The organism is Teredinibacter waterburyi, from assembly GCF_001922985.1.
GTDB lineage: Bacteria > Pseudomonadota > Gammaproteobacteria > Pseudomonadales > Cellvibrionaceae > Teredinibacter > Teredinibacter waterburyi.
On record NZ_MRUH01000103.1, the window covers coordinates 100,960 to 125,751 of the forward strand.

General features: G+C 49.9%; 22 protein-coding genes and 1 riboswitch. Of the genes, 8 read left to right on the top strand and 14 right to left on the bottom strand.

From position 1 onward, the window contains the following. Positions 1-154: 154 nt before the first annotated feature. From atzF to IDZ20_RS07425, 7 genes are all read right to left on the bottom strand, one after another. A complete protein-coding gene (gene atzF, locus IDZ20_RS07395) occupies positions 155-2,026 on the bottom strand; it encodes an allophanate hydrolase (RefSeq protein WP_188150782.1) in 1,872 nt (623 codons plus the stop codon). Further along, positions 2,019-5,645 carry an urea carboxylase gene (gene uca / locus IDZ20_RS07400; RefSeq protein ID WP_188150783.1) on the bottom strand — a complete coding sequence of 1,209 codons (3,627 nt, stop codon included), beginning with the start codon at positions 5,643-5,645 and terminating at the stop codon, positions 2,019-2,021. The genes atzF and uca overlap by 8 nt, the downstream gene beginning before the upstream one ends. 109 nt (positions 5,646-5,754) lie before the next feature. Next, positions 5,755-6,390 (bottom strand): urea amidolyase associated protein UAAP2, encoded by a 636-nt coding sequence (locus tag IDZ20_RS07405; RefSeq protein WP_188150784.1) that lies wholly within the window; start codon positions 6,388-6,390, stop codon positions 5,755-5,757. Positions 6,391-6,454: 64 nt separating this feature from the next. Next, a complete protein-coding gene (locus IDZ20_RS07410) occupies positions 6,455-7,189 on the bottom strand; it encodes an urea amidolyase associated protein UAAP1 (RefSeq protein ID WP_188150785.1) in 735 nt (244 codons plus the stop codon). A gap of 68 nt (positions 7,190-7,257) precedes the next feature. After that, positions 7,258-8,097, bottom strand: coding sequence for an ABC transporter ATP-binding protein (locus IDZ20_RS07415; protein ID WP_188150786.1), 840 nt, complete (start codon positions 8,095-8,097; stop codon positions 7,258-7,260). Continuing rightward, positions 8,090-8,923, bottom strand: a complete 834-nt coding sequence (locus tag IDZ20_RS07420) for an ABC transporter permease (protein WP_188150787.1) — start codon at positions 8,921-8,923, stop codon at positions 8,090-8,092. Before IDZ20_RS07420 ends, IDZ20_RS07415 begins: the two co-directional genes overlap by 8 nt. A 130-nt stretch (positions 8,924-9,053) precedes the next feature. Further along, positions 9,054-10,157 (bottom strand): putative urea ABC transporter substrate-binding protein, encoded by a 1,104-nt coding sequence (locus IDZ20_RS07425; protein ID WP_188150788.1) that lies wholly within the window; start codon positions 10,155-10,157, stop codon positions 9,054-9,056. A 67-nt stretch (positions 10,158-10,224) separates the two neighbouring features. Continuing rightward, positions 10,225-10,374, bottom strand: a riboswitch (guanidine-I (ykkC/yxkD leader). 384 nt (positions 10,375-10,758) lie between these two features. Between IDZ20_RS07425 and hisB the strand changes: the two genes are divergently transcribed. The 4 genes from hisB to hisF all read left to right on the top strand — a co-directional run bounded on the left by hisB (position 10,759) and on the right by hisF (position 13,687). Then, entirely contained in the window at positions 10,759-11,352 is a 594-nt protein-coding gene (gene hisB, locus IDZ20_RS07430; RefSeq protein WP_188150789.1) for an imidazoleglycerol-phosphate dehydratase HisB, read from the top strand. Between the two features lie 150 nt (positions 11,353-11,502). Further along, positions 11,503-12,177 (top strand): imidazole glycerol phosphate synthase subunit HisH, encoded by a 675-nt coding sequence (gene hisH / locus IDZ20_RS07435; RefSeq protein WP_188150790.1) that lies wholly within the window; start codon positions 11,503-11,505, stop codon positions 12,175-12,177. After that, complete coding sequence (gene hisA / locus IDZ20_RS07440; RefSeq protein WP_188150791.1) at positions 12,174-12,911, top strand: 1-(5-phosphoribosyl)-5-[(5-phosphoribosylamino)methylideneamino]imidazole-4-carboxamide isomerase; 738 nt, start codon at positions 12,174-12,176, stop codon at positions 12,909-12,911. Before hisH ends, hisA begins: the two co-directional genes overlap by 4 nt. Before the next feature lie 2 nt (positions 12,912-12,913). Beyond that, positions 12,914-13,687: an imidazole glycerol phosphate synthase subunit HisF gene (hisF, locus tag IDZ20_RS07445; RefSeq protein WP_188150792.1), complete on the top strand. Its 774-nt coding sequence runs from the start codon at positions 12,914-12,916 to the stop codon at positions 13,685-13,687. A gap of 230 nt (positions 13,688-13,917) precedes the next feature. On the opposite strand, the gene IDZ20_RS07450 is transcribed toward hisF, so the two are convergent. The 4 genes from IDZ20_RS07450 to IDZ20_RS07465 form a co-directional block, all read right to left on the bottom strand. Next, positions 13,918-14,139: a DUF6316 family protein gene (locus IDZ20_RS07450; protein WP_188150793.1), complete on the bottom strand. Its 222-nt coding sequence runs from the start codon at positions 14,137-14,139 to the stop codon at positions 13,918-13,920. 268 nt (positions 14,140-14,407) lie between these two features. Then, complete coding sequence (locus tag IDZ20_RS07455) at positions 14,408-15,382, bottom strand: divergent polysaccharide deacetylase family protein (protein WP_188150794.1); 975 nt, start codon at positions 15,380-15,382, stop codon at positions 14,408-14,410. Next, entirely contained in the window at positions 15,372-16,757 is a 1,386-nt protein-coding gene (locus tag IDZ20_RS07460) for a S41 family peptidase (RefSeq protein WP_245792195.1), read from the bottom strand. The genes IDZ20_RS07455 and IDZ20_RS07460 overlap by 11 nt, the downstream gene beginning before the upstream one ends. Positions 16,758-16,933: 176 nt before the next feature. After that, a complete protein-coding gene (locus IDZ20_RS07465) occupies positions 16,934-18,079 on the bottom strand; it encodes a murein hydrolase activator EnvC family protein (protein WP_245792187.1) in 1,146 nt (381 codons plus the stop codon). 232 nt (positions 18,080-18,311) lie between these two features. Between IDZ20_RS07465 and gpmA the strand changes: the two genes are divergently transcribed. The 4 genes from gpmA (at position 18,312) to IDZ20_RS07485 (ending at position 20,935) form a co-directional block, all read left to right on the top strand. Continuing rightward, positions 18,312-19,061, top strand: a complete 750-nt coding sequence (gene gpmA / locus IDZ20_RS07470) for a 2,3-diphosphoglycerate-dependent phosphoglycerate mutase (RefSeq protein WP_188150796.1) — start codon at positions 18,312-18,314, stop codon at positions 19,059-19,061. A 98-nt stretch (positions 19,062-19,159) separates the two neighbouring features. Then, positions 19,160-19,561, top strand: a complete 402-nt coding sequence (locus tag IDZ20_RS07475) for a rhodanese-like domain-containing protein (protein ID WP_188150857.1) — start codon at positions 19,160-19,162, stop codon at positions 19,559-19,561. Positions 19,562-19,661: 100 nt separating this feature from the next. Next, a complete protein-coding gene (secB, locus tag IDZ20_RS07480; RefSeq protein WP_188150797.1) occupies positions 19,662-20,153 on the top strand; it encodes a protein-export chaperone SecB in 492 nt (163 codons plus the stop codon). 170 nt (positions 20,154-20,323) lie between these two features. Beyond that, entirely contained in the window at positions 20,324-20,935 is a 612-nt protein-coding gene (locus tag IDZ20_RS07485; RefSeq protein WP_188150798.1) for a hypothetical protein, read from the top strand. Between the two features lie 139 nt (positions 20,936-21,074). Here IDZ20_RS07485 and glnG read toward each other — a convergent pair whose 3' ends face one another. The 3 genes from glnG to IDZ20_RS07500 form a co-directional block, all read right to left on the bottom strand. After that, on the bottom strand, positions 21,075-22,490 hold the full coding sequence (gene glnG / locus IDZ20_RS07490; protein WP_188150799.1) for a nitrogen regulation protein NR(I): 1,416 nt from the start codon (positions 22,488-22,490) through the stop codon (positions 21,075-21,077). Continuing rightward, positions 22,483-23,556: a nitrogen regulation protein NR(II) gene (gene glnL / locus IDZ20_RS07495; RefSeq protein ID WP_188150800.1), complete on the bottom strand. Its 1,074-nt coding sequence runs from the start codon at positions 23,554-23,556 to the stop codon at positions 22,483-22,485. The genes glnG and glnL overlap by 8 nt, the downstream gene beginning before the upstream one ends. Positions 23,557-23,960: 404 nt before the next feature. Next, positions 23,961-24,674, bottom strand: a complete 714-nt coding sequence (locus IDZ20_RS07500) for a DUF4124 domain-containing protein (protein WP_188150801.1) — start codon at positions 24,672-24,674, stop codon at positions 23,961-23,963. Positions 24,675-24,792: the final 118 nt, after the last annotated feature.

The following is a 24,792-nucleotide window of genomic DNA, read 5'->3' on the forward strand; positions in this document are numbered from 1 at the left end:
AAATACTATCAAAAATCACGCTGGGACTCGTGTATTAATATCTAAATCTAGCCGTTTAACGGTCCGGCGCCTAGCGTTCAGCATCGAGCCAAGCTGTTGGCCCCGTATCCGCTAGCCCCAGCTCGGTTAGCGGTAGGATGCCTAATAGTGTGACCTATAACGGGGGATCAAAGGCTAAGTAATTACGCCAGGAGCCATGCGGACTAATATCGGTTGCACCTAAAAGTCCCCAGTGATCGCAGATAAATCCGGTAAGCCAGCGGCCGTCGGCCAGCTCAACTTTACCTATCCCCAGTGGTGCTGGAATTTCATTAACAAACGAACCAAAGTTTTCGCTTGGTAACGACCAAACTTCCACTTCAATCGCTACGCCGCCGTTTTCCCGGCTATTTTCATCATTAGCACAGCGAACCAGCGCTGGACGTTTTACCGCCCCGCCTTTGAGCGAATAAAATTGGTAGTGCTCGCTGGTATGCGTCAGTTGTTGGAGTTTTCCGCCGCGTTCTTTTAACTGCCAGTTAAGTGGCAAACCATCTAAATGTGCACCACAAACGACAACTTCAACAGTGTTGCTAGGTGTGGGTGTAGCTGCAAGTGCCGACACGTCGAGATGAGCCTGCACGGACGGGGTGATTGTGCGTTGAATTGCAGCGCCGGCAGACAGCAGTATTTTATCTTGCATCGCGACATGAAACAGGGTGATACCAAAGCCTACGCCATTACTATAAAAGCCACAGGGAATTGCCAAGCCTGCACAATCCAAAAGGTTCATAAAGTTAGTGTAATAGCCGAGATTGGCATTAAGTTGAATCGGGTTTTGTTCAACCTCTGCAATTGTATACGCCCGCGGGTTGGTGGGTGTGATAATCGCATCGACCTTGGCGAGTTCAGCTAGCGCCAATTGTTTTAGTTCGGTTAATTTATATTGTGCTTTAAATGCATCGACAGCACTAGGCGTAGCGCCGCCACTGATAATGGTGTGAATGGTTGGCAGCAGAGCGTTGGGTTGTTGCTCGATTAGGTTTTCAATTGCGGCATAACGCTCGGATACCCAGGGGCCTTGATATAGAAGTTTTGCCGCGTCGAGAAAAGGCGCTAGGTCAATTTCAACAAGGTTAAAACCGGCCGCGCGGAGCTGATCAAGCGTTTGTTGAAAAAGTTTTTCCGCTTCGGCACTACCAAAAAAATGTAAATCTTTGGCGGAAGGAATGCCGAGCGTAAGACTTTTTTGTGGCAGATTAAAATAACGCTTACTGTTGTTATAGGAATTGTTGCGAGCGTAGCCGTCGAGAGGATCAAACACGGCTCCACAATCGAAGACACTATTAGCATCGGCGATGGATTGCGCAAAAATACTCACGCAGTCTAAACTCTTACAGGCGGGAACAACACCACGAGCGCTGAGTAAACCGCGGCTAGGTTTAAGCCCGATAATATTATTGAGAGATGCGGGCACACGCCCAGAGCCTGCTGTATCGGTACCGAGAGAAAACGTCACTAAATTAAGTGCTACCGCCACGGCCGAACCAGAACTTGAGCCGCCGGAAATAAATTCTGGATTCAGCGCGTTTCTACAAGCGCCCCAAGGGGAGCGCACACCGACTAGGCCTGTGGCAAACTGATCCATATTGGTTTTGCCAAGAGGAATAGCGCCAGCCTGAATAAGTTGTTCTACAACAAACGCATTTTGTGTGGGTAGATAGCGATAGGCTTCGCAGGCCGCAGTGGTTTCGATACCGACTAAATCAATATTATCTTTAATCGCAAAGGGAACGCCGTAAAGCGGTAGGGATCTACCCTCGCTGGCGGCTTGCTGTTCGCGCTCAGCAAATTCGTTTAGTTGTTGGCCTAGCTCGGTTTCTGACAGCAGATGAATCCAAATAGGGTTGTCAGCGTGTTGCAGTGCTTTTTCACGTAGCGCATAAAGTAAATCCGGCGGCGTAAAATCGCCGTTGCAATAATGTGCTGCTAAGCCTTTGATACTAAGGTCGATTTTATCTAAATTCAGTGAGACTCTTTTACCCATGACGAACAACCCCCAACATTTGACCTGCGTGTAGCTGATCGCCCTGATCGCGAATAATCGATGTTAATACTCCATTACAAGGGGCGGTAATATCGATCTCCATTTTCATCGACTCCAAAATACAAATGACTTGGCCTTCAATAACGCTATCACCAGCGGCGACTTGCCACTGCCAAATACTGCCGGCTACGGGCGACTCAACCGCCGTGCTGTGTTCGTCCAGCAGTGTTTCTTCTTGGTTGCCAGTGTTGGCAACTTGGCTGTCAAAATTGATTTGACCAGATTCAATCCAGCGTTCTAGTTCTTGATCAAATGCGGCGTTGCGGCTTTTGGTAAAGCTTTCGATGTCGTGTTTATTGTCGGTTAAAAACTGTTGGTATTCTGCTAGATTAAAACGCGTGTCCTCAATTTTTAATGGGTAGTCTCCCAAGGGAAACTTTTTGCGAATATCTTGCAGTTCTTCTGCGCTGACTTCGTAAAAACGTATCTGGTCGAAAAACCGTAGCAGCCAGGGTTTGGTAAATTCACGTGTACGGCGATATTTATTCCACATTTGTAAAGTTCGGCCAATAAACTGGTAGCCACCAGGGCCTTCCATGCCATATACACAAAGGTAGGCTCCGCCTATACCGACAGAGTTTTCTGCAGTCCACGTGCGTGCTGGGTTGTATTTTGTAGTAACTAAGCGGTGACGTGGGTCGAGCGGCGTTGCCACCGGCGCACCTAAATAAACATCGCCAAGCCCCATCACCACATAGCTTGCATCAAACACGATTTTCTTAACATCCGCGATATCATCAAGGCCATTTATACGCCGAATAAATTCTATATTGTCGGGGCACCACGGGGCATCTTTGCGTACGGATTGCATGTACTTTTGAATAGCCAGCTTACAGGCTTCGTCATCCCAGCTTATCGGGATATGAACAATTCTGGCAGGAATCTCAGTTGCGGTTTGTGCGTCTAGGGTCGCTTCGAGCTCTTCAAGTAAAATGAGCAGTTCAGTTAAGGGAAGTTCGAGATTATTGTAATGAATTTGAAGTGAGCGAATGCCTGGGGTTAGCTCGAGTATCGCGGACAAGTCGCGTGCTTTTAGTTCTGTCATTAACGCGTGAACACGGAATCGAACCGCGAGGTCGAGTTCTTGTGGCCCGTACTCCACTAATAAAAATTTGTCACCAGCCACTCGGCAAACTACTTCCAGCTGCTCTGTACCAATACGGTAGCGCTTGATAATTGGCGAAGACATGAGCGGCTTGACCGGAAGGTAGTTGGGCTCGGGTACCGACCTTAACTGACTTAGGTATTCTGTTTGATGGTTTTCGAGCGCTTCTGCGGTAGCGATTTCGACGGGAATGAATTCGATTTTATCGCCAGCTTTTAACTGGCCGAGCTTCCATAAGTCTGCGGTAATGACGGTTGCCGGGCAAACAAATCCGCCAAGCGAGGGGCCGTCTGGGCCAAGTATTACCGGCATGTCGCCGGTGAAATCTACGGTACCAATCGCGTAGGCATTGTCGTGAATATTGGACGGGTGCATTCCCGCCTCGCCCCCGTTACTGCGCGCCCACTCGGGTTTGGGGCCAATTAAACGAACGCCGGTACGGCTTGAGTTGTAGTGAACTTCCCAGCGGTTTGAAAAAAACATTTCAATATCTTTTTCAGTAAAAAAATCTGGTGCGCCGTGGGGGCCGTAGATGACTCGCAGCTGCCAATGGCTGTTATCATTACCGCTAGTTTGGTTGAAATTAGTCGTGAATTTCGTGTTGGGAGAAAACGGGCTGTATTCTTTTTTTGCTGCGGGAAGATTAATTACATCTCCAGTTCGCAGTGCACGGCCGCTAAAACCACCAAACTGGCCGAGGGTAAAGGTTGATTTCGATCCCAGGTAATCATTGCCATCGATCCCACCCGCAATAGCTAAATAAGCGCGTGCGCCAGTTTGAGGTTTGCCAATTTGTAAAATGTCGCCAGCACTTGCTTGGTAGACTCGGTTAAATCGAATCTCTTTACCGTCTAGGGTGGTATTGAAATCTGCGCCGGTTAACACAAAAAATGTTGGGCAATTAAATTGTAGTTTCGGGCCTTGCAGAGTTATTTCCAAACCTGCCGCATTTACGGCGTTGCCGAGCAGGCGATTGGCAAGACGGAAATGCTGATTGTCGAAGGGCCCCGATGGCGGTACACCGACATCCCAATGTCCGGTACGGCCTGGGTAATCCTGAATGGTGGTCATGGTTCCACCGGCTAACACATCGATGCTGTTCGGAATAAAGTTAAAACTGTTGAGGTAGCGGGTATAGATATTTCCGGCGGCCATCGGTGCCGATTTTAAAACTTCGGCGAGATAATGTAGGTTGGTTTCGATGCCCTGAACTTTTGTCGCAGCAATTTTTTCTTGAAGTAGGAGCAGAGCGCTTTCTCGTGTGTCGCTCCAGACAATAATTTTTGCGAGCATTGGGTCGAAAAACGACGACACCTCTATTCCGCTTTCGATCCAATGGTCAATTCTGGTATTTTCCTGTGTGGACGGGAATTCAACGTATGATAATACCCCTGCACTAGGTTGAAAGTTTCGGTGTGGATTTTCCGCATATAAACGAACTTGAATAGCGTGTCCGGAAGCCGTCAGTTGCTCGCGTAATTGGACAATGTCGCCGAGCTCGCTAGCGGCTTGCTTTATCATCCACTCGACTAAATCCACCGAGTAGAGTTGTTCTGTAACACCGTGCTCAACCTGTAAACGCGTATTGACTTCGAGAAAATAAAATTCGTGAGTCTTCTGGTCGTAGATAAATTCCACTGTGCCAGCGTTAAGGTAATTAACGGCCGATACTAATCGCGTTGCCGCTTGGCGTAACTCACAGCGTGTTTCGTCGGGGATGTTGGGTGCGGGTGTTTCTTCGATAACTTTTTGGTGGCGACGCTGCGCGGAGCAGTCGCGTTCGCCAAAACTTACCGCTTGGCCGTTACCATCGCCGAACACTTGCACCTCAATATGGCGAGCGTACTCAATGTACTTTTCGATAAACAAACCGTCATTCGAAAAGTTGTTTGCGCTTAAGCGTTTTACACTGGCAAAGGCTTGTTCTAAGTCACTCGAGTGGTTACACACCTGCATACCAATGCCGCCGCCACCGGCGGTACTTTTCAGCATAATTGGGTAGCCAATTTCGTCTGCTTGGCTAAGTGCGTGCTCAAGTGAACTCAGCAGTCCTGTGCCGGCTAACAGCGGGATGTTGTTGTCTTCGGCAAGTTGACGGGCGGTGTGCTTAAGGCCAAAGGCGGTAAGTTGTTCGGTGGTAGGGCCAATAAAAACAAGGCCTTCGTTTTCACAGCGAGAAACAAACTGCGCGTTTTCGCTTAAAAAACCGTAGCCTGGGTGAATAGCTTGAGCACCAGATTGTTTTGCAATAGCAATGATTGCGTCGATATTCAAATAGGTGTCGCTTGCTGGGCCAGTACCAAGACTAAACGCATGGTCGGCATTGCGGACATGCAGTGACTCGCTATCGGCTTCGCTATAGACCGCGATAGATTCTATCCCCATGTCTTTTAGGGTGCGAATAATTCGAGTGGCAATAGCGCCGCGATTGGCGATTAATATTTTAGTAAACATGAATCGTTTAACCCATGCAGGGGCAGGTCGTCCCGCGTTAATTTCGCTACTGTACCGGTCGTCCGGTCAGCGTTATTACGTTAATGTTTGTAGATAACGAAAACGTTCTCTACCAAATGTCGATTTTCACAGGCGTTGGATTGTAGCCGTTGCAGGGGTTGTTGAGCTGGGGACAGTTCGAAAGCAAAAAATATACGTCCATCTTCGCTTCGAGCTCTACGTATTTCCCCGGTGCGGAAATACCATCTTCGAAAGTCAGTCCACCGTCTTCAGTCACGGGAACATTCATAAAAAAATTGATGTTGTGGGTGATGTCTCTTTTGCTAATACCGCTGTCGATATTTTCAGCCACGGCGAGCATCCAGCTATCTCGGCAGGCGTGCATGCAGCGTTTATCTAAAGCGTATCGAACGGTATTGCTCTCGGTTGCACAGGCTCCGCCGAGCGTATCGTGTCGACCACATGTATCGGCGCTAATGGTTAGCATTGGGTTGCCGTAGTTAGATACTAGCGTGGTGCCCGCGGTTAAATACACATTACCTTGGCTGCGAATGGTATCCATTGCGCTGTAACGTTCTGCGCTATTGCTAACACTGTAAAACAAACAGTCGGCGGCTTGGTTTCCCTCTGAATCTGTTATCCGTAGGGTTTGGCCTTTGCTGATTTTTTTAAGCAAGTAATCGCCAGCGGGCACGACGATAGATTCAATGGCATCGCGAGTGGATAGTGCACTTTCTTTAATCATGGAAGCTGTTCTCTTTTGTTGCTCTAGACGTTCGTTGTGCTGCGCTAGACGCGTTGTTCGTGGTCTATGGGTTAGAGCCTAGATAGTAGAGTTCGTTATTGGCGAAGCCACGCTTGTTTTCGTTGCAAGCATTTTTACATTGGTCATCTGCGGGTACTGGCTCAGCTTGCAGCAGTTCGCATAAGATCGGCTTGCGTGGATATTCGGACGCCTTACTTAATGGGTGCGGGCAGCTGTGCATCACCACTAAGGTGTCCATTTCAAAACGCAGTTCAATAGATGCGCCCGCGCGAGCGGCTTCGGTATCGAGATGTAAGTTGCCATCTGCATCGACGCCTACTTTAGAGAAAAAATTTAAGTTGGCGCCCATGTCGCGTTCATTTAAGCCGTATTTGGCGAGCTCAACTAAAAAACTGTCGTTGCCGTTCTGCTGCCAATTATTGTGTGCTGCCTGATAATTAAGCTTGCCCCACTTTTCTTCAATATTATTTTTGTTGCTGTTGCCGCAAACCGTATCGTGCCAACCGAAATCGTCCTGCACTATGGAACAAAAAATCCGACCCATATCGGAATACAAACAGTTTCCTTGAGTAAGTTTAAAGGTGTGCTGGCACTTTAGCGTGTCTGGTGCGTTGTAGCGCTCGGTTAACATTTCTGGGTTATAGAACATCATGCCAAGGTTAGCACCGCCTTCGAGATCGGTTAGCTTCAAGGTGAGGCCGCGACGTATTTTTAACGACCAGTGGCTGGCCGCCGGTAGTTCATATTGGTACAGAGGTAATGCTCTGGTTGATTTCATGGTGGCAACGTCCGAAAATTTTAGGTGTTTCTAATGTTTAATTTCTAGTATGGAATCCGTCACGTTTTCTATCCAGCACTAGCGATAGAGGTGTCCGCCAGTATCGCCTCGTGCTCGGCTAGCTGTTCGGCGCTAGCGCGGTTGCGATCTATATTTAAATCGTAAGTAATTTGTGCACCGTAGGCGCCTGGTGCTTGAGTGTCGTGGCGAAGTTTGTCGAATACCCAAAGGCGTGTGCCGAGCGTAAAGGCTTCTTTAATATCGTGGGTAATCATAAATACCGTGAGCTTGTGTTGTGCACATAGTTTAGTGACGAGTTGATGCATGTCGGCACGAATGCCGGGGTCGAGTGCGCCGAAGGGTTCGTCTAGCAATAAAATTTGTGGCCGTTTGATAAGTGACTGCGCCAAGGCTAGTCGCTGCTGCATACCGCCGGATAATTCGTGTGGATATTTGTCGGCTGCGTGTGCCAAGCCAACGGCGTCAATCATTTCTTTTGCTTCATCAAGTGCCTGGCGTTTTGCTTTGCCAAAAAGGCGGGCGAGAACAGGGCTTTGTTCGAGCTCCTTCGCCAGCATTACATTTTGCAATACGGTTAGATGTGGGAATACCGAATAGCGTTGGAATACGATTCCTCGGCTGGCATTTGGCTCGTCCGCTAAGGGGGTTTGCTCCAGCAATATTGATCCGCGCGTCGGGCTGTTGGTGCCCAGTAGCATATTTAAAAATGTGGTTTTTCCGCAGCCGGAGGCGCCGACGATTGTAACGAACTCGCCGACCTTCACTTGTTTATTTATTTGCTCAAGTACAACTTGATCGCCGTACTCTTTCCAAAGGTGGTTAAACTCGATGTACGGCGTATTTGGGCTGCTAGAGATTTCACTGCTAGTTGTATTATTGTTAGTCATTGCCGGCCCCTTTTTGTTGTGTGTGGAACCATGGAAAGCTGAAAAAAGATACCTTGCGGAGCAAGAAATCTATCGCAAAGGCTAACAGGGTGATCCAGAGTACATAGGGTAGAATCACATCCATAGAGAGATAGCGGCGCACCAAAAATATTCGATAGCCAAGACCGTCGGTGGCGGAAATGGCTTCGGCAGCAATTAAGAATAACCAAGCGGAGCCGAGCGTTAAGCGCACCGAATCTATAAGGCGTGGTAGTATTTGCGGGAGAATAACTCGGATAATTACTTGCCAGCTATTGGCGCCGAGGGTTTGTGCTTTAATGATTTGTTCGTCCGGAATTTCCCGCACGCGCAATAATATTTCGCGCGTTATGGTTGGTGTTATACCAATTACGATAAGTACGATTTTCGAGGTTTCGCCCAAGCCAAATACGATAAATAAAATGGGCAGTATCGCCATGGGGGGAACCAGTGATATGGCGGTCACTAGCGGAGAAAATTTGGCGCGGGCGAGTGGTAATGCGCCCATGCTTACGCCGAGTACAAGTGCGACGGTTGCGGAAATAGACACGCCGAAGAATAATCGTTGCAAGCTGCTCCAGGTGTCCACCCAGAGGAGATAGTCGCCGGAGCGTTGATTCGGCTCAAAAGCCATTCTTTTAATCGCTTCTCCAATGCTGCTAAGCGATGGCAGTAATTTGTCTGCTGCGTTTTCAGCGAGGCGCGCATCTGATGCGGCGATATAAAGAACGATCAGTAAAATAAAGGGCAAGGCGCCGAGTACCCAGCGGAGTGGTTTTGACGGATGTAGGTTGACCAGTTTTTTCATGTGCAGTTTTATCCGATCAAGTCGTTGGGTATTGGGCTAAGTAGTTTGCTGTGATTGATTTGAGCTAGACCGCTTGGCTTAATAGCCGTGACCATACGGCCACAGCTAAAAGCTTGATTAGTCGGCTTACTTAAAGCTCACCGTCCGCGGCCATTTTCATATAGCTCGGATCAAAGCGAAGTTTTACATTGTTTTCGCTACCAAAAATTCCCGCAGGTGTTTCGATACCAATATAGCCAGCATCGGTGGCGCCTTCACCGAGTAAACCGTGTTTCAGCGAAAATTCCGCTACATACTGCATAGTGGTTTTGAGTTGGTCGCTAGAGGTAAAGTTTACGGCGTTAAGCGGTGAGTAAAACATATTGGTCGAAGCCAATTGCGAATCGAAACCGGCGAGGTCTGTGCCGGAGGCGACGCCCATAAAGGTTCGCGCTTGCATGCCGGCTTCGTCATTTTTACTCATGGTAGCCATGATTTCGTACCAAGCGCCGGTAAGCGCTTTGCCAAATGCAGGGTTGGCTTTTAGGGTTTCGGTGTTGACCACCATTAAGTCGATAATTTCGCCGGGAATATTAGCCGAGTCGAATACCTTATTTGCTCCGGGCATATCGGTAATTTCGCTTAATAGCGGATTCCAAGTTACCACCGAGGTTACATCGGAGGTGCTGTAGGCGGCAACGAGGTCTGCGTCGCTAATGTTGACCACGGTAACGTCTTGTTCCGACATGCCAATCGAGTCGAGTGCTCGCGCCAATAGGTAGTGGGAAACACTTAGCTCAACTAGGTTGACGGTTTGACCTTTGATATCGGCGAGCTCGGATTTTTCTTTTAGAACAACGCCGTCGTTACCATTCGAGAAATCGCCAACAATCAGTGCGGTTGAATCGACACCGCCAGCCGCAGGAATGGTGAGTGCGTCCATGTTGGTCATGGTGCAGCCGTCATAAGCGCCTGCGGTATATTGATTAATCGACTCGATGTAGTCGTTAATTTGGGTAACTTCGATTTCGATACCGTATTTATCGGCCCACTTTTTAACGATGCCTTCTTGGGCGCCAAAGTCCCAAGGCATCCAGCCGACGTAAATCGACCAGCATACTTTGAATTTTGCAGGTGCTGCAGTAACGGTTGGTTCTGCGGTTAGGGTGGGCTGTTCCGGCGCTTTTTTGGAACAAGCGAACAGAAGTGTTGCGGCTAGCAACAGGGAAACGCTTTTCAATAAAGTCTTGTACATGCTTCACCTCCAGGGTTGCACTAACGAATAAAAAATAGAGAGGATGCAATGACACCGAATGTCATTAACCTCCCGGGCTTTTATCCCGCCGTGTAACCTTGGGGCTCTTCATGAAAGGCCGTAGAGACGGCAGATCGACAAAAAGCGTTGCAAGGTCGACAGCTCTCGGACCAGTCATTACCTGTTGAAGGTAATCGGAACCCTAGCTGTCTATTGATGCTGCATGATAAACCTAAATTCGGAGTGTGCTCAATAACGTGCGGTCATTGAATCCTCTTAAAGAGAATAGAGCAATTGCTGTGCCATTCACCAAGGCCGTGTCTTTGCTGGAGACACTATTTTCGTTTATCTCGGGTCGAACGGGCGTGGTTATGGGGAACTCGGGCTTATTATTGTTCATCTGCGGGGCAGTGCGTCTTTAAGTCGTGAGGGAGGCGGCAATGGCTGAGTTGAAATGGTGGTGTGCTGAAATGGGGCGAAAACTTCCATGTGATCCAGTGTGGTGCGATTTGACTCTGAGTAAAGAAAAAACGAGGCTGGCTCTAACTGCACGCAAAACGCTATAATTCGCCGCTTGAATAACCCCCTAGGCGATTTTCGCATGACAGATAGAACAGCCGCGGTTAGCCGCGATACGCTGGAAACCAAAATCTCCGTTGCCGTGAATTTGGATGGCACTGGTAAATCCTCGTTCGATACAGGTGTTCCCTTCCTCGAACATATGATGGATCAGATCGCACGCCACGGTCTTATCGATCTCGATATCAGCTGTAAGGGTGATATTCATATCGACGACCACCATACGGTGGAAGATATTGGCATCACTCTGGGCCAAGCGATAAATAAGGCCGTGGGTAGCAAGCGCGGTATTCGCCGTTACGGCCACGCCTACGTACCCCTCGATGAAGCCTTGTCACGGGTGGTGATCGACTTCTCTGGCCGTGCGGGTTTGATTATGAATATTCCTTTCACCCAAAAGCGAATCGGTAAGTTTGATACAGAGCTGTTTAGCGAATTCTTCCACGGCTTTGTGAACCACGCTCAGGTAACACTGCATATCGATTGTTTGCGCGGTGCTAATGCCCATCACCAGATCGAAACGGTTTATAAGGCATTTGGCCGAGCTTTGCGTATGGCGTTGGAAACAGACCCCCGCATGGGTGATGTTATGCCGTCTACCAAGGGTACGCTTTAATTCCGCAGTGAAGAGCCCCGTTCGCGGCACCCTGTCATGGTTTGCCGTGAAGGTTTTCTAAGACGAGGTCCACCGATCAACCTGTTGAGCGCTCGCTAGGGGTGTTATCGGAACCGCCTATCAGCCACCACCAGCAACCAGATACACAACATGAATTGCAAACACATAGCAGTAATCGACTACGGTATGGGCAACCTCCATTCCGTTGCTAGCGCCCTTAAGAAGGTCGCGCCGGACATAAAAGTGTCTGTTACCGACGACCCAAACATCATTGCCAGTGCCGACCACGTAATCCTGCCGGGAGTTGGCGCGATTCGGGATTGTGTGGCCGAAATTCGACGTCTCGGTTTTGATCGCGTGGTAAAAGATGTGATTAATTCCGGCAAACCGTTGCTTGGTATCTGCGTGGGTATGCAGGCCATGATGAGCTTTTCGGAGGAAAATGGCGGTGCCGATTGTCTGGACTTCTTTCCTGGCCGAGTAAACTTTTTTGCGGGTAATGCCAAGTTCAATCAAGCGCACGACGAAGGCTCTAGCTCCGGCGAACGTTTAAAAGTACCCCACATGGGGTGGAACCAAGTAGAACAGGTTCTGGCGCACCCACTCTGGCATAACATTGACAATAACGGGCGTTTTTATTTCGTCCACAGCTACTTTGTTGAGCCAGAAAATAAAGACATTATCGCCGGTCGCACTCACTACGGAATTGAGTTTGCCGCCGCCATTGCTCACAACAACATCTTCGCAGTGCAGTTTCACCCGGAAAAGAGCCACGACAATGGCCTGCAGCTGCTTGAAAACTTTTTAAACTGGAACGGCAAATGATCATAATTCCCGCAATCGATTTAAAAGACGGCCAGTGCGTACGTTTACGTCAAGGCTTAATGGATGACAGCACAGTGTTTGGCGACGACCCTGTTGCCTTCGCTAAACAGTGGGTAGATAAGGGTGCTCGGCGCCTCCACCTTGTCGACCTTAACGGTGCTTTCGCGGGTAAACCGGTTAATGGTGATGTGGTTACCGCCATCGCTAAAGCCTTCCCCAAATTACCGATTCAAATCGGCGGTGGTATTCGCGACGGCGACACCATTCAGCACTATCTGGATGCTGGTGTTAACTACGTGATTATCGGCACCAAAGCGGTAAAAGAACCCGAATTTGTTGGCAAGGTATGCCGTGACTTCCCCGGCCATATTATTGTTGGCCTCGACGCTAAAGATGGCTATGTGGCAACCGATGGTTGGGCTGAGGTTTCTAGTGTGAAGGCGACTGATTTAGCCAAGCAATTTGCCAGCGATGGTGTTAGCTCGATTGTGTATACGGATATTGCCCGCGACGGCATGATGCAAGGGGTCAATATAGAAGCTACATTGGCGATGGCCAAGGCTTCGCCAATCCCCGTAATTGCCTCTGGCGGCATTACCAATATGGATGATATCCGCGGCCTCGCCGCTGTGGCGAGTCAGGGTATTCTCGGTGCGATTACTGGCCGTGCAATATACGAAGGTTCGCTTGATATCAAAGAAGCGCAAGACTACTGCGATCAGCAGGGGAGCTAATTATGGCGCTAGCAAAACGCATTATCCCCTGTTTGGATGTCGATAAAGGCCGCGTCGTAAAAGGCGTTCAATTCGTCGATATTCGCGACGCCGGTGACCCGGTTGAAGTGGCTAAGAAATACAACGAACAGGGCGCGGACGAGATAACCTTTCTCGATATTACTGCCAGCCACGAAGATCGTGACACCACGGTTCACACGGTGGAAAAAATTGCCGCAGAAGTGTTTATTCCGCTTACGGTCGGTGGCGGTATTCGCGAGCTTAGCGATATTCGCAAAATGTTAAATGCTGGCGCCGATAAGGTCAGTATTAATTCCGCTGCAGTTTATAACCCCGAATTTGTGAAAGCGGCTTCCGACCGTTTTGGTGCGCAGTGCATTGTGGTCGCAATCGACGCGAAACGTGTTAGCGCCGAAGGCGAAACGCCTCGTTGGGAAATTTTCACTCACGGCGGTCGCAAACCCACGGGTATTGATGCGGTTGAGTGGGCGGTGCGTATGGCCGAATACGGCGCCGGTGAAATACTTTTGACCAGTATGGATAAAGATGGAACTAAGGATGGCTTCGACTTAGGTGTGACTCGCGCAATTAGCGATGCCGTGCGCGTGCCTGTGATCGCCTCTGGCGGTGTTGGTAACTTACAGCATCTAGCCGATGGTGTGATTAAAGGTGCGGCGGATGCGGTTTTGGCGGCCAGCATTTTTCACTTTGGTGAATACACGGTGCCGCAAGCAAAGCAGTTTTTACGCGATCAGGGAATTGAGGTGCGACTCTAGTCGGTTAGCGCGAGGCGAGGTACCGAGAGGACGTTAGGTTACGGGGACGGTTGTTCTGAAGAGGAGCCTCACGTAACTAAACCTATTCGCAGATCCCGTTTGGGCGCGTGAATCTAGTTACATGAGGTTGCGCTGAACACATCGTACAGGTTCGAACTACTTATGTAGTTCACCCCATTTTTGTGCGAATGGACTCGGCTTTGAATTTGCAAGCTTCTAGCGATAACCGCCTAAGCCGCTTTACCTGCATATCGCGCTAATGTCTCGGCCACGGCGGGTTCGGCGTGGATGATAAAATCGATAAAATCACTCACACCAAGCTCCGCTTCGTGGGCCGTATCGAATGGCCCAATATCAACGCCCTCGCGAGTGGTGTAATACCAGTATTCGCCTTTTTGGAAGAATCGCTTTGAGCGGTTTGGAAGGTTACCGTCTTCACCTGTTCTGTTCATAATGCTCGTCTCCGTAGTTAACTCATTCCTTGTTAGTAATAATACCGCCCATTGGTGTTGGGGCGGTTAAGTGCTTCTTTGCTGAGCTCTAAAACCAGCAGCTAGCAGCCCTTTTTGAGGGGGGCAGCACTGTCGCGATTTGACGCAAAAACGAAATGATCAGTTATGTAAATATAGGTGTCAACTGATTATTAGTTGAACACATGGTTTTGATTATAGGCAGAGTGTGAATACAAGCACGCATATCCGTCGCTTAGTGAGAGATATATCACAGTTTGGACGGCATATTGTCCTGTATGTCTTCCTCGGAAATGGCGGGGGATAAGCTCTGATGGGGTAAGGCATTTACTGTCCTAAGGTTGGGGAATAACAGCTCAGATACATAGACCAATTCGATACCTGCACGTTCTAATTGTGGCAGTGTGGATTGCAGGGCCGCGAGAGTTTCTGGGTAAGGGTGGCCAATGCCGACGGCGATTCCACGTTTGCGTGCGATCATCTCTAGTTTTACTAATTGCTGTTCAATTGCACTGACGTCCCGCTGGTTGTCTAAAAATACATCGCGTTTAGCGGTCGCGACCCCGTGGGATTTTGCGGTGGCTAGAGCCACGCTAGCGGCGGAGGTGCGACTGTCGATAAAAAACAACTCCTGCTCGCTCAGCAGCGTCATTAGCCAATCCATATGGGGTTGAGTTTGGGTGAGCTTGCTGCCGCCATGATTGTTGACGCCTTTTATATAGGGGATGTCGGCTAACATCTTGGCGCTCATTGTCAGCATTTCCTGCTGCGACATACGACTAGTCAGCCCATCTTCCCAAGTGGTGGCGCCAAGTGTTTCCATTGGCGCGTGCAGCATGATTTCATGATTGCGGCTATGGCCTAGAGCCGCAAGACGCTTGCCGTAGGGGGTGAAGGGGATGATGGCGAGTGTAAGAGGGTAGCTAAGCTCTACTATTTTCTGGTCGCGCTCCCATTGATAGCCCAAGTCATCAATAATGATCGCGATACGCGCGGTTCGCGATCCGAACTCGGCCTTGTCCCTCGTCTCCAACGCTTTAGCATCAATATCAGGGTAGGCACCCCCCGCATCGATGTCGTGCGTCGTGTGCTCGTGTATGTCGAAGGGGTGGAGCATAACCAAGGGCGTGCCAAGCCCTGTGTTCGATAGCAGCGCAAGAAAGGCCCAAGTCAGTCCGCGCAGGCCGAGGTGACGATATTTCCCCTGGGCATATCTACTTGGCATTCTTGCCCTCGGCGTCCTCGGCGTCCTCGGCGTCCTCGGTCTGACTGGCGCTGCTCTGGGTGGAGTCTTGTTCTGTAGCCGCGGCGCCGGCTTTGAGTGTTGCTGCCTTTCTAGCTTTTTCCGCGCTGCGCTGTAGGTCAATACCGCGCAAAATATTTAACGCTTCATATAGTTGGCTATCTTCGTTGTGAAGATCGGTCTCAACGGCGTCGGCTTTCGCTTTTACCTCTTCGCCACCTTTGGTATTTTTTAAATGGCCACTGAGGTCGGCTTCTTTAACCGCGATTCGAGGTTTTACGGCCGTTACGCGTACTCGCTCAACCAGAATGTCGGGTTCAATTCCCTGTGCTTGAATAGAGCGGCCTTCGGGGGTGTAGTAAAGCGCAGTGGTAAGCTTTACGGCGCGATCGTCGCTGATGGGGATGACGGTTTGCACTGAGCCCTTGCCGAAGCTGCGGGTACCAACAACCAAACCGCGGCGTTGATCTTGTAAGGCTCCGGCGACAATTTCGGAAGCGGAGGCCGAGCCGTCGTTAATGAGAACAACAAGGGGCAGGCCCTGAGCAGTATCGCCAGGGTTGGCAAAGAACTTGGTGTTTGATTCGGCTAAACGACCCTCGGTATACACCACTAATCCGCCATCAAGGAAAATATCGGCAACATCGACAGAAGCGTTAAGCACACCGCCGGGATTGTTGCGCAAGTCGAGAATTATGCCTCGCAGGTCCGGATTGTTAGTCAGAAGTTTACGCAGGGCATCTTCAGTATCTTTCCCAGTGTTTATTTGGAACTGGGCGATACGCAGGTAGCCAAATTGGTCGTCGATAACTTTCGAACGTACGCTGCGTACTTTAATAATGTCGCGTGTTAGGGTTAATTCAAATGGTTGATCAATACCTTCGCGGACGATTGTAAGGATAATGTCGCTGCCCTTGGGGCCACGCATCATCTCAACGGCTTCGTCTAGGCCTAGGCCTTTAACTTGGGTGTCGTCGAGTTTGATAATTAAATCGCCAGACTCCACGCCTGCGCGAGCTGCCGGTGTGTCATCGATAGGGGATACCACCTTAATAAAACCATTTTCCATGCCGACTTCGATACCCAAGCCGCCAAACTCCCCCGTGGTATGGACCTGTAGGTCTCCAAACGAGGAGGCGTCGAGAAACGCGGAGTGCGGATCAAGCTCGCCGAGCATGCCTTTAATGGCATATTCCAGCAGTGTGCGGTCATCGATTTCGTCGATGTAGGCGCGGCGAATATGATCGTAGGTTTTGGTGAACATGCGCAGGTCTTCAAGCGGCAGAACGCCTATTTCTAGACTGTCTTGATCGGATTCAGCACTGCTTGATGGGTTCGTCCCTGCGTCGGCCAACACCGAGTCTTGTGCCGCATAAGCGCTTGGCGTGGCGCTTAGTGTGACGCCAAATAGGAATGCCGCGAGTGTTAGCTGTACGTGTTTTAATGGGTTTTCTACATGGGGCAAGAAAGGCACGCGTGCAATCTCCTATTGAATAATCTTAATGAGCTGAAGGTAAAACTCGTTATTTTTGTTTAAGCGGGGCGTTTAAACCATCGCTTTGGATTGGTTGGTTCGCCATTGTGGCGCAGCTCGAAATATAGGGCGGCGGTTTGCTGGCCTCCGCTATTGCCGAGTGCAGCGACGAGTTCGCCTGCTTCCACCCATTCGCCGAGTTCTTTGTATAGTGCCTGATTGTGAGCGTAGAGGGTTAGATAGCCTGCGCCGTGATCGATAATAAGCAATAAACCCTGACCGCGAAGGTAATCGCTGAACACAATGCGCCCATGATGAACCGCGCGCACCGGGCTACCTTCGTTGCCACCGATAAGCAAACCTTGCCAGCGCATCTTGTCTGACACTCTTGGCGTGCCGTAGTTGCGCAACACTCTACCATCGGTGGGCCAAGGAAGTTTTCCTTTGAGTGACGCGAAGGACGCGCTATTTTCCGGCAAACTAATATCGCCTAACAGCTGGCTAACTTGATTCAGTAGTTGTTCTAATTGTTGGCGGTCTTTATCGAGGTTTTTAAGCTGGCCATCTTGGTTGGCGATTCGGGTTAGTAGCTTACTGAGAGTTTCTCGCCGTTGCAGTTGTGAGGAGCGCAGTTGTTTTTGGCGTTCGGTAAGCTGTTTGTGGTTATTTTCCAGTTGCTCGGTTTGAAAGGATATTTCTGGCTCAATGCTGTTAATGCGCCCGATCGTGGTTGTGTATTCACTGATCCGTTCGGCGCGGGCGCGCATTAAATAGTCGTAATACTTTAGGTTGCGAGCGACATTGGTTGGGTCCTGTTGGTTTAGAAGCATTCGCAAACTGCTTTGCTGGCCCATTCGATAGGCGGTGTTGATGTGCTCGGCAACCTGTTGTTGTTGGCCGCTCTTATTGCGTTGTAACTGGCCGCGTTCTTCGCGCAACTGATTGAGCTTTTGTTGGCGTTCGCGTAAGTCTTGCTGGAGCTTTTCGGCCTTTTTGGCGAGCTCACCAATATCTTTTTCAGAGTTTTCTAAGGATTGCCGCAGCTCGTCGCGACTGCCTTTGGTTGATTCCAGTTGCTGGCGAAGCTCGGTGATGGCTTTGCGCACGGCCTCAAGTTTGGCTTGATCGTCGGCAGCTATACTGGGTTCGGCACAAAGCGTGCAGATAATAAGGCCAGCGAGTAAGCTGAAGGCGGATCTTTGCATTGGATTCTCGTGTCTGGTCATGGCTGGGAGTTTAGCGCAATTCGTGCAAGCTGGCCGCCGTCTGGCGGGTAAAAACCATGGGCATTCTAACTGATTCCGCTATTTATAGGGTTTTTGCCTTCGCCAAACTGGATTTTTGCAGTGCAATCTAGGATGATTGCGCCCGCTTACAGATCGCATTTGCGTCTTAGATTTTGGCCGCGTAACCCACATTTGGAGTAGAGGCAGCACTATGTATAAATTAGTTTTGATTCGTCACGGCGAGAGCCAGTGGAACCTAGAAAACCGTTTTACCGGCTGGTACGACGTCGACCTTACCGAGGCCGGTGTTGAGCAGGCTAAAAAAGGTGGACGTTTGCTGAAGGAAGCCGGTTTCGAGTTTGATCAAGCCTATTCATCGGTTTTGACTCGCGCAATTCGAACATTGAATTTAGCTTTAGAAGAAATGGGTCAAATGTGGTTGCCAGTTGAGCGTCACTGGCGTTTGAACGAGCGTCACTACGGTGCGCTACAAGGTTTAGATAAAGCTGAAACGGCCGCCAAACACGGTGACGCTCAGGTTAAGATTTGGCGCCGTAGCTTTGACGTCCCACCACCCCCTGTCGATGAAGATAGCGAACACTTCCCAGGTAATGATAGCCGCTACCGTGGCATCGATACTCGCGTATTGCCGCGAGCCGAGAGCTTAGCGCTAACCATCGATCGTGTTTTGCCTTACTGGCACGATGTTATTACCCCTGCAATTCAGGGTGGTAAGCGTGTAATCATTGCCGCTCACGGCAATAGCTTGCGGGCTTTGGTTAAGTATTTGGACGATATGAGCGACGCCGAAATTCTCGAGCTAAACATCCCAACTGGCGTGCCTTTGGTGTACACCCTAGATGCCAACATGCGCCCCATTAGTCGTGAGTATCTTGGCGATCCAGAGGCTGTAAAAGCCATGATGGACGCCGTAGCTAAGCAGGGTCAGGCGAAAGCCTAAATCCCGAAGGCGCAGAGCAGGTTGCCTTGAGGCTGTCGGTTCTGCGTATTTTTTGTTTCTAGTCCGTTGAAAAGTAAAAGGTTTAAATCGTGAATTGGATGAATTTTATCACTGAACAGTGGTTGCTAGTCAGCCTCTTGTCTGCGCTGATTGTTGCGCTGGCGGTTCTTGAGTCGCGCAAAGGCGGTAAAGCGCTCAATTTTCACGAGGCAACGCGCCTGCTGAATCAGGACCTGGCGATTATCGTCGATGTACGTGATGCCAAAGAATATGGTGCAGGCCATATTGTTGATGCGTTAAACATCCCTCATACAAAGCTACAAGGCCGTACGTCCGAGCTGGAAAAGTATCGCAGTAAAACCATTATCGTGGCCGACAAAATGGGCCAACACGCTGGAACTGCAGGCAAGGTGTTGGCTGATCAAGGCTTTACTGTTACCCGTTTACAGGGTGGTATGAGCGAGTGGGTGGGGCAAAATTTACCCGTAGTTAAGGGCTAGTGCGGGTTGTAATTGGTCGATTCGCCCCCAATTTGTTGCTTGACCAAATACGATAATATTTATTAAACATTAAAAAAATAGATTAACGAGAGACCTCATCATGGCAGAAGATACTGCAGCGCAGCCACAAGCAGACGGCACTCAAGGCGGACCGCAATTCGCTATTCGACGAATTTACATAAAAGACCTCTCCTTTGAGTCACCGCTCGGGATCGATGCTTTTGCCGCTCAAAACCAACCAAAAATTGCTCAAGACCTCAATACTCAGGTGAGTAAAATTGATGATGATCACTTTGAAGTGGTATTGAAGTTAACGGTCACGGTGAAACGAGAAGACGACAAAACGTTATTCTTGGTGGAAGTTCATCAAGCTGGTGTCTTTAATATTAGTGGTGTTGCCGGTGAGCAATTGCAGCATCTATTGACGGCTACCTGCCCTGGGATTCTATTCCCCTACGCGCGCGAAACAATTGATAACGTTGCCGTTCGCGGAGGCTTTCCTCCGTTAAGCATCCCGCCAATTAATTTCGAAGCGGTACTGGCACAGGCAAAAGCAAAGGCGCAGCAGCAAGCGACCGATGGCGCTCACTAAGCGTAGCGAGTATTGAAAAAAAGGGGCTTTTAGCCCCTTTTTTGTTGCCTGTTATTTCTGTTCAGGATCGATTCAGAGAGGTTCCGTTAATCTGTAATCACACTAAGCCAATGGCCCTTGGTAAGAGGTTTCGGCGATGGTTTTCAAGATTACAGTCAGAGGAATACCTTATGAAAAATAAGTGGATAGTACCCATTATTTTAGTTGGTTTGATTAGCTTCCCAGTGGCGGCCAAGCAGGAGCAGGACAGGGCGCGGGACAACAATAAGCGCGAGCACCGACAAGAGCAATCTAGAGATAATAATAAAGCGCGTGAACAACGCCATAATCGCGACTATAAACAGCGCAAAGAAGAAAAACGCGATTACCGTGCCGATAAGCGCGAGCAAAGGGCTGAGCACAGAGTCGACAAGCGTGTCGAGCACAGGTTTGATAAACGTGTTGAGCACCGAGCCGAGCATGGTCCTCGCCACAACAACCAGCAAGACTGGAAACGCCATCGCCACAACCAATACTGGCAGAGACATGGCTATCGTCAGCACCACTATAGCCACCGCAAACATTTGGATTGGCATTACGACGGTCGTCACGATGTTTTTATCAGTGGTCGCACCAGCTTACATCGGCATCTAGACTTTGTTTGGGATATCGCTTGGTTAACCTTGCCTTTGCATCTGCGTCCAATCCATCTCTATCTAGATGACCGCGGTGATTGCTATGTCGTTGAATACCGTCATCATCGGAAAGTATTGATAGAAGCGCCGGATTACGAATGTTACTAGACGGGCAATGCTCGGAAGGTATTGCTAGTGCGAGCCTACAGGGTGGGTGTTTGAAGGAGTAGAACGACCAAGGGGCTGGTCGTTCTACCTTGTACTTTAAGTGACTCGTTTTTACGGCGAGTTTTCTACTGGGGGTTAATTACTCTTCATCTGCCGTGGACATGCCCAATTCTTTCAGTTTGCGGGTGAGCGTATTGCGTCCCCACCCCAAAAGATTAGCGGCATCGCGTTTACGTCCCGCCGTATGTTTTAGCGCTGTATCGATAAGTGCACGCTCAAAGGTCGGCACAGCGTCACTGAGAATTTCGGTTTGTCCGCAGGCAAGCGCTTGATCTGCCCAGTGCCGTAAGGCTTTATCCCAGTCGCCACTCGGGGTTTCTGCACGTTTCACCTCCATAAGCTCTGGCGGTAAATCTTGAACATGTACCTCGCGGCCAGAGGCCATTACGGTTATCCAGCGGCAGGTATTTTCCAGCTGGCGAACGTTACCAGGCCAACTTAATTTGCTCAAATAGGCGTCGGTTTGGGTGGTAAGAATCTTCGTTTCTACATCCAGTTCCTGCGCAGCCTTGCGCAAAAAGTGTTGCGCAAGCTTGGGTATATCTTCACGGCGCGCCGCCAGCTTAGGTAGGTGAATGCGGATGACGTTTAGGCGGTGGAATAGATCCTCACGAAAACGATTGTTTTCCACCAGGCCTTCAAGGTTTTGGTGGGTTGCGGCAATGATACGCACATCGACCTTAATGGGGGTGTGTCCGCCAACGCGATAAAATTCGCCGTCGGCCAATACACGCAGTAGGCGTGTTTGGGTTTCGGCTGGCATATCACCAATTTCATCTAGAAATAAGGTTCCGCCATCGGCTTGCTGGAAGCGTCCTTGGCGCTGAGCGCCAGCGCCGGTAAAGGCACCTTTCTCGTGGCCAAACAATTCGGATTCGATCAGGTCGCGCGGAATCGCTGCCATATTCAGGGCGATAAACTGGCCTTCTTTACGTGGGCTATGGGTGTGCAGCGCGCGTGCGACTAGCTCTTTCCCCGTGCCTGATTCGCCGTTAATGAGCACAGTAATGTTGGAGTGTGACAGTCGTCCAATAGCGCGAAAAACCTCTTGCATGGCGGGGGCTTCGCCGATTATCTCGGTGTCCATCTCCGGTTCAGGCTCTACCTTTTCCTGCTGCTGTTCTGTGGCGTGAGCGAGCGCGCGTTGAGTTACCGCTACTGCTTCGTCGACGTCGAATGGCTTGGGTAGGTATTCAAAAGCACCGCCTTGATAGGCCGATACGGCACTTTCGAGGTCGGAGTGCGCTGTCATAATAATGATTGGTAGCAACGGGAATTGCTTGTGTAGCGCTTCCAATAGTTCCAAGCCATTTATCCCCGGCATCCGCACATCACTAATGACTGCGTCAGGTTTGCTCGAGCTTAGTTGAGCTAGCGCTTTGTCTCCGCTCTCAAAGCTCTGGGTTACAATTCCAGACGCCTGTAAGGCTTTCTCAAGCACCCAGCGAATAGAGCGGTCGTCATCAATAATCCATACCAAGTTCGATTTATGCATGTTTTTGTTCCAAGGGTAAAAATAGTGTGAACTGAGTGTTTCCTTTTTCACTTTCGCACTCAATCAGGCCTTGGTGCAGGCCAATTAAGTTTTGCGAAATGGCTAAGCCGAGCCCGGTTCCTTCCGCGCGGCCAGTAATCATAGGCAGAAAAATATCGTCGATTAACTCCGGGGCAATACCCGGTCCGTTGTCGGTAATCGTCACCTTGACGACCAGAGGGTGGTGAATACGGCCAATGGTGTAACGGCGGTGAATCCGCGTTGCAAAGGTAATAGATGGCCGCTCAGCCAGTTGGTCTTTATTTTCGAGCAGCGCCTGCATGGCGTTTCGGGTGATATTGAGAGTGGCCTGAATTAACTGCGACTTATCGGCGAGCATGTCGGGAATGCTGGGGTCGTAATCTCGAACAAGCCGGATTTCTCTGCCGCATTCTGCCTTTAGTACTGTGGCGACGTGTTCCAGTACCTCGTGGATGTTCATGGCATTACGTTCTGACAGTGTGTGCGGTCCCAGCATGCGGTCGACCAAATCGCGTAGTCGATCGGTCTCGTCAATAATAATGCTGGTGTACTCTTCAAGCCCTTCATCTGGTAGCTCGCGCGCGAGCAACTGCGCCGCACCGCGAATGCCGCCCAGTGGGTTCTTAATTTCATGAGCCATGCTACGGACAAGGTTACGCGAGGTCTCTTGTGACGACAGTTTGGCTTCCTCGCGGCTTATACGCAGAAGTCGATCTAGCGGCTGCACTTCAATAATTAGGTGCCCGGATTCTGTAATCGGGGTAAGCGAGTAGTCGACAGTAAGTTCCTGATGGGTATGGGTGCGCCATACGGCACGGCGTGTTGTACAGTTGCGCTCCTCGCGCAGAGCGTCCAGCAGCGCTGCAGGAGTCGGGTCTTCTGGGGCGAAACATTGACTGATAGGCTTGCCCACCATTTGCTCGCTACTGGCGCTCAGCAGCATCTCTGCAGAAGCATTCATATGCTGAATGAGCAGGTTGGTATCAACCGAAATTACCGCAGTAATCAGGCTATCCAATATGTGATGATACGCGGTTTGGTTCACGCGACGTCCCGTAGATAATAAATAAAGCGAGTCTTGTTTAGTCGAATGCAATAAGCAAACCAAAACAGTGCTTGAGTCGGAACTAATCTGGACCGCAGTGGCGATGGTGGGGCATTAGTGGTCGAAAGAGCGTTTTGTCGGTGGCTAAACATTGTATAAATGTTGGAAAGTACGGCGAAATAATACATTTTCGTCCTTATTTGTTACGAAAATAGTGGATAGTGCAAGAAGCGGCTAGGGCCTGCTTGCAAGGCGGCTATCGCCCTGATTTGGGGATACGAAGAGAGCTGCGGCCCTCACGATGGGCAGTGGTTGAATATTATGGGGTAAGCGAGACAAAAGCGCACCTAAATGGTGCTTGGTGGTGCACCACAATGTGGGCCGCCGCACTTCGGTGCAACCTGCTATTGGTTTGATATGGAGCTGTCGGCGTTGCGGTTAACGAGGATCGTGACCGGGGCTGACGTTTCGATGCGTGTGCCTAGCGCATCAACCACCGCGACTATAAGTGTAATCTGGCCGCGCATCTCTGGGCTGAAGGTGAAGTTAATATTGTTGAGTCGGGTTGTTTGCCCTTGGGGCTTGCCGTCAACGTAGAGCTGAAACTGATGCGTTTCATCCAGCTTTTGTTTACTGAGGATGATGACATTTAAAATCTTGTCATCTGGGCCGTAGCGAAAATCCTGTTTAGGGGATGCAATACGGAGTTTGTAGGGGCCTGCGGAGCTGCGAGGAAGATCCCGTTTCGCTTGAGGTGCCGGTGTTGGGCTGGGAGTTAGAGTTTTGCTCGGGGCAGGTATGACAGGGGTTGTTGTTCGGGTTGCATCGTTCGCCATAGTCGGGGCTCGATCGGCAGCTTGACGATCTATCGGTTGGTCGCTAGATACTTGTGTGGGCGCTTGCTGGCTGCGAATTTCTATCGCTGGCGCAGTATTGAGCGGTTTAAGCTTGATGGGTTTGGCTTTTGGGGTTGGCGGTTCGTCGCTGTAGGAAATGTTGCCGTATTCATCAACGTGCTTATAGATGTCTGCAAGCGAGTCGGTGGTAGCGAACACGGTGACTGCGACCAGTAGTTTTAGTAGCGTAGAATAGGTGTTAAGTGGTGGGGTATTGCGCATAGCATCGATAACCAACGGCAGAGTTCCAGCGGACGAGCAGACTGTTGCAACCCTAGCATCATTTTATCGGGATTGGGATGTTTGCTGTCTAGGAGTGCAATATCGGGCATAAAAAAAC